Annotated in this window: 6 protein-coding genes; all 6 read right to left on the minus strand. The window is 57.2% G+C overall.

Annotated features, from left to right (window positions below; genetic code table 11):
- The coding region (gene nuoL, locus B4F73_RS10290; RefSeq protein WP_290483191.1) for an NADH-quinone oxidoreductase subunit L at positions 1-1,549 on the minus strand (1,549 nt) is incomplete at its 3' end.
- Positions 1,550-1,553: 4 nt separating this feature from the next.
- The gene (nuoK, locus tag B4F73_RS10295) at positions 1,554-1,862 is read right to left on the minus strand and encodes an NADH-quinone oxidoreductase subunit NuoK (RefSeq protein ID WP_034812289.1); all 309 of its coding nucleotides are present in this window, start codon (positions 1,860-1,862) and stop codon (positions 1,554-1,556) included.
- 3 nt (positions 1,863-1,865) lie between these two features.
- The gene (locus B4F73_RS10300) at positions 1,866-2,459 is read right to left on the minus strand and encodes an NADH-quinone oxidoreductase subunit J (protein WP_034812287.1); all 594 of its coding nucleotides are present in this window, start codon (positions 2,457-2,459) and stop codon (positions 1,866-1,868) included.
- A 62-nt stretch (positions 2,460-2,521) separates the two neighbouring features.
- Positions 2,522-3,007 carry an NADH-quinone oxidoreductase subunit NuoI gene (gene nuoI / locus B4F73_RS10305; protein ID WP_034812285.1) on the minus strand — a complete coding sequence of 162 codons (486 nt, stop codon included), beginning with the start codon at positions 3,005-3,007 and terminating at the stop codon, positions 2,522-2,524.
- On the minus strand, positions 3,004-4,095 hold the full coding sequence (nuoH, locus tag B4F73_RS10310; protein WP_206990502.1) for an NADH-quinone oxidoreductase subunit NuoH: 1,092 nt from the start codon (positions 4,093-4,095) through the stop codon (positions 3,004-3,006). Before nuoH ends, nuoI begins: the two co-directional genes overlap by 4 nt.
- 10 nt (positions 4,096-4,105) lie before the next feature.
- Positions 4,106-4,665: molybdopterin-dependent oxidoreductase (locus B4F73_RS10315; RefSeq protein ID WP_290483192.1), on the minus strand; the 560-nt coding region annotated here is incomplete at its 5' end.

The raw sequence follows: 4,665 nt of genomic DNA on the forward strand, positions 1-4,665 counted from the left end.
CATCAGCCGCATGCGCATCTTCATGAGCGTGGTCATCATGATGATCATGCGCTTCCCACGTCTTCGGACCGTGGAACGTCATGTAGATCAGGCGCCAAGAATAGAAGCTCGTCAGGAAGGCTGCAATCAGGCCGAACCAGAAAGCTACCTGACCGAACATGACCTTGGACTGGCCAGCGGCGAAAGTGCTTTCCAGGATGGCGTCCTTGGAGAAGAAGCCAGCGAAACCGATCTGGGTGTGTGGAATACCGAGGCCGATAATGGCAATCGTCCCGATCATCATGGCCGCATAGGTGAGCGGCATGAATTTGGCGAGCCCGCCCATGCGACGCATATCCTGCTCATGGTGCATGCCATGGATAACCGAGCCAGCGCCAAGGAACAGAAGCGCCTTGAAGAAGGCGTGCGTGAAGAGGTGGAACATGGCCGCTTCATAGGCGCCGACACCCGCCACGAAGAACATGTAGCCAAGCTGGGAACAGGTCGAATAGGCGATCACGCGCTTGATATCGTTTTGCGCCATACCAACCGTGGCCGCATAGAGCGCGGTCACCGCACCCACGATGGTGATCATGCCTGCGGCGTAGAATGTGTACTCATAGATCGGCGACAAGAGGCAGACGAGATAGACGCCTGCGGTCACCATGGTTGCGGCGTGGATCAGGGCCGATACAGGGGTCGGACCTTCCATCGCATCCGGCAACCAGACATGCAGGAAGAACTGGGCCGACTTGCCCATAGCGCCAATGAAGAGCAGCACGCCGATAACTTCCAGCGCATTCAGATTCCAATACAGGAACGGAATCACCAGGTCCCGGACCGGGGCCGCATCCGTGAAGCCAACGGGCACAACGGCCGCATTGTTGCGCACGGCGTCCAGTACGGGACCGAACTCGACTGAACGGAATACAAAGAAGACGGCCATGATACCCAGCGCAAGGCCGAAATCGCCTACACGATTGGTAACGAAAGCCTTGATGGAGGCGTCGTTCGGCGCCTTGTTCTGGTACCAGAAGCCGATCAACAGGTAGGAGGCGAGACCCACGCCTTCCCAGCCGAAGAACAGCTGGATGAAATTGTCAGCGGTGACCAGCATGAGCATCATGAAGGTGAAGAGCGACAAATAGCTGAAGAAACGCGCCTTGTGCGGATCCTCGCTCATGTATCCCCAGGAATAGAGATGCACGAGGCCGGATACGCCGGTGATCACCGCCATCATCACAATGGACAACGTATCGACGCGGATTGCCCAATTCGCCTGGAATTCGCCGACGCTTATCCAAGGCATGAGGGTAATCACATGCTGTTTGATTTCCATGCCCGTCGTTGCGGCGACAAGACTTGCATGATGCTCCTCGGTGCCCATGTGACCGCCAAGACCTGCCACATAGGCAAACAGTTGGATCAGCGACAGCGCGCCTGCTGATAGTACGACAGCAGTGGTCAGCCCCATGACGACCTTGTCGCCAATCTGCTTGTGCACCAGGCCGGTCAGCGCCACGAGCCCCGGCGCAAGGACGATGTACAGGATCAGGATATCTGGAAGCATCGCCTTACCCCTTCATCAGGTCGACATTTTCGACCGAGATATCACCGCGGTTGCGGAAGTAGACGACGAGAATGGCAAGACCAACAGCTGCCTCGGCTGCTGCAACTGTCAACACCAGCATTGCGAAGACCTGCCCGGCAATCGTGCCACTGAATACCGCAAAGGCGATGAGGTTGAGGTTCACCGACAACAGGATCAGCTCAATCGCCATCAGGATGACGATGATGTTCTTGCGGTTCACAAAGATGCCTACGACCCCGATTGTAAACAGGGCCGCCGAAACGGCGAGAAAATGGGAAAGCCCAAGGTCCATGTCTTAGATCCCCTGCCCCGGAGTGGGGTCTTTCAATTCATAGGCATCGCTGCGACGGCGCGAGGTCTGTTTGGCAATGTTCTGACGCTTGGTCTCTGGACGGTGGCGCAGCGTCAGCACGATGGCACCAACCATGGCAACGAGCAGGATGATGCCCGCCATCTGGAACAGCAGCAGGTATTGCGTATACATTACCTGTCCTATGGCCTCGGCATTAGTCTCAGCGCCCGGAGATGCATCGAAATTGGTCTCCATGTCTGCCGTGCCGATCACCGATGCCAGCACGATTTCGGCGGCAAATATGATCCCGACAAGCACAGCGAACGGCCAGTATCTCAGTGTGCCGCGCTTGAGCTCGACGAAGTCGACGTCCAGCATCATAACGACGAACAGGAACAACACAGCAACCGCGCCGACATAGACAACGACCAAAAGCATGGCCAGGAACTCAGCGCCAATCAGCACAAGCAAACCGGCCGATGAGAAGAATGCGAGAATGAGCCACAACACCGAATGAACGGGGTTGCGCGCCATGATCACCGACAGCGCCGATACGAGCACGACGGCCGCGATCAGATAGAAAGCGATGACTGCCACAGCCCTACTAGGCCCCCTTCTTTGCAGGGCAGAATGCCCCATGAGTTAATAGTTTCGGCGGCCTAGCGATAAGGCGCGTCGAGTTCCAGATTCTTGGCGATCAGTCGTTCCCAACGATCTCCGTTCGCGAGCAGGCGGTCCTTGTCATAGAACAGCTCTTCGCGCGTTTCAGTGGCGAATTCGAAGTTCGGCCCCTCCACGATGGCATCGACCGGACAGGCCTCCTGACAGAAGCCGCAATAGATGCATTTCACCATGTCGATATCATAGCGTGTGGTACGACGGGCACCGTCTGCGCGCGGCTCAGCCTCAATCGTGATGGCCTGCGCCGGGCAGATTGCCTCACACAATTTACAGGCGATGCAGCGCTCTTCACCGCTGGGATAACGCCGCAAAGCATGTTCCCCACGGAAGCGCGGAGAAAGAGGATTTTTCTCAAACGGATAGTTCACCGTTGCCTTGCGCGTGAACACTTCCCTTGTCGCCACGACGAGCGCGCCGAGGAAATCGGTCAGGAGCGCGCCGCGGATGGTTTGAGCCAGACTCATGACTGAACTCCCAGATAAACGACATAGCCGGACACAATCAGAACCGCCACGAGCGAGGTTGGCAGGAAGATCTTCCACCCCAGGCGCATCAGCTGGTCATAGCGGTAACGAGGGACAATCGCCTTCACCATCGCGAACATGATGAACAGGAACAGGATCTTGAACATGAACCAGAACAAGCCGGCGAACGCATTCACGAAGGGATGGTCGCGGACGAACTCCTCGCCCAGTGCGAATGGACCATGCCAGCCGCCCAAGAACAGAATCGTCATCAGAGCGCACATCAGGACGATGTTAAGATACTCGCCCAGCATGAACAGCAGGTAGGGCGTTGAGCCGTACTCCACTTGGTAACCAGCGACGAGCTCGGATTCGGCTTCCGGCAAATCGAAGGGTGGCCGGTTCGTCTCAGCGAGCGCTGAGACGAAGAAGATAATGAACATCGGGAACATGACGACAATCAGCGGGAAGTGCTGGAAACTGAAGGCATGCCAGGTCCAGATACCGCCTTCCTGAGCGTTCACAATATCCGTCAGGTTCATCGAACCGACCAGCAGGATGACGGTCACGATTACGAAGCCGATCGAAACTTCATAGGAAACCATCTGCGCCGCCGAGCGCAGCGCGCCGAGGAATGGATACTTGGAGTTCGACGCCCAGCCGCCCATGATGATGCCATAGACGCCCAGCGAACTGATTGCGAACAGGTAAAGCACACCAACATTAAGGTTCGAGATAACCCAACTGGTGCCGCTTGCCGTACCGGGCGCAACCGGAATCGCCGCCCAGGCTGCGAAGGCCAGCGTACAGGTCAGGATTGGCGCGATGAGAAAGACGGTCTTGTTCGCACCAGCCGGAATCACGATTTCCTTGAGCAGGAATTTTCCGAAATCGGCGAATGACTGCATCAAGCCGAAAGGCCCGACGACGTTCGGACCTTTGCGCATCATCACACCAGCCCAGACCTTACGGTCCAAAAGCAGGAGAAATGCGATCGATAACAACAGGACGAGCGTGAACAGTGCGATCTGTCCGAGGACCAGCAATGGCCCCCAAAGTTGCCCGAGAGACTCGACGTAGTTGCTCATGGCGCCCGCCCTACTCCGCTGCTACCGGAGTGTCCAGCGCTGAGGCCAGCGCAGAACATTCGGCCATCGTCTTGGACGCCCGTGCGATCGGGTTCGTCATATAGAAATCGTCAAACACCGGACGGAATGTCGCGGTCGTAAGAGTTGTCGGAGCGGTCGTGATTGGCGTTTTGAGGGCCTCCGCACCCATCGCGCCGGGCGCGAATCCCAGCCCGGAGAAAGTGGTACTTTCACCCTCAGGACCGCGCAACTCAGCGCGCAGCGCATCGGCGGTGTCATAAGGTAGTTTCTTGCCAACGACCTCCGACAAGGCTCGGAAAATAGCCCAGCCTTCGCGCGCTTCACCTTTTGGCTGCACAGCGCGGCTGGTCATCTGGACGCGGCCTTCTGTGTTCACAAAGGTTGCCGACATTTCGGTATAAGCGGCACTCGGCAGAATGATGTCCGCGCGTGCGGCCCCCGCATCTCCATGCGAGCCGATGTATATGACCTTCGCATCGCCAAGACCCGACAGATCGAGCTCGTCAGCTCCGAGTAGCACAACGGTATCCATACCACCGGACAGTATTT

It is taken from the genome of Hyphomonas sp. UBA3601 (assembly GCF_002375605.1).
GTDB lineage: Bacteria > Pseudomonadota > Alphaproteobacteria > Caulobacterales > Hyphomonadaceae > Hyphomonas.

What these genes read in the sequence shown, in the direction of transcription:
- nuoK (WP_034812289.1), bottom strand. Translation starts at nt 1,862, where the DNA reads ATGGACCTTGGGCTTTCCCATTTTCTCGCCGTTTCGGCGGCCCTGTTT.
- nuoI (WP_034812285.1), bottom strand. Translation starts at nt 3,007, where the DNA reads ATGAGTCTGGCTCAAACCATCCGCGGCGCGCTCCTGACCGATTTCCTC.
- nuoH (WP_206990502.1), bottom strand. Translation starts at nt 4,095, where the DNA reads ATGAGCAACTACGTCGAGTCTCTCGGGCAACTTTGGGGGCCATTGCTG.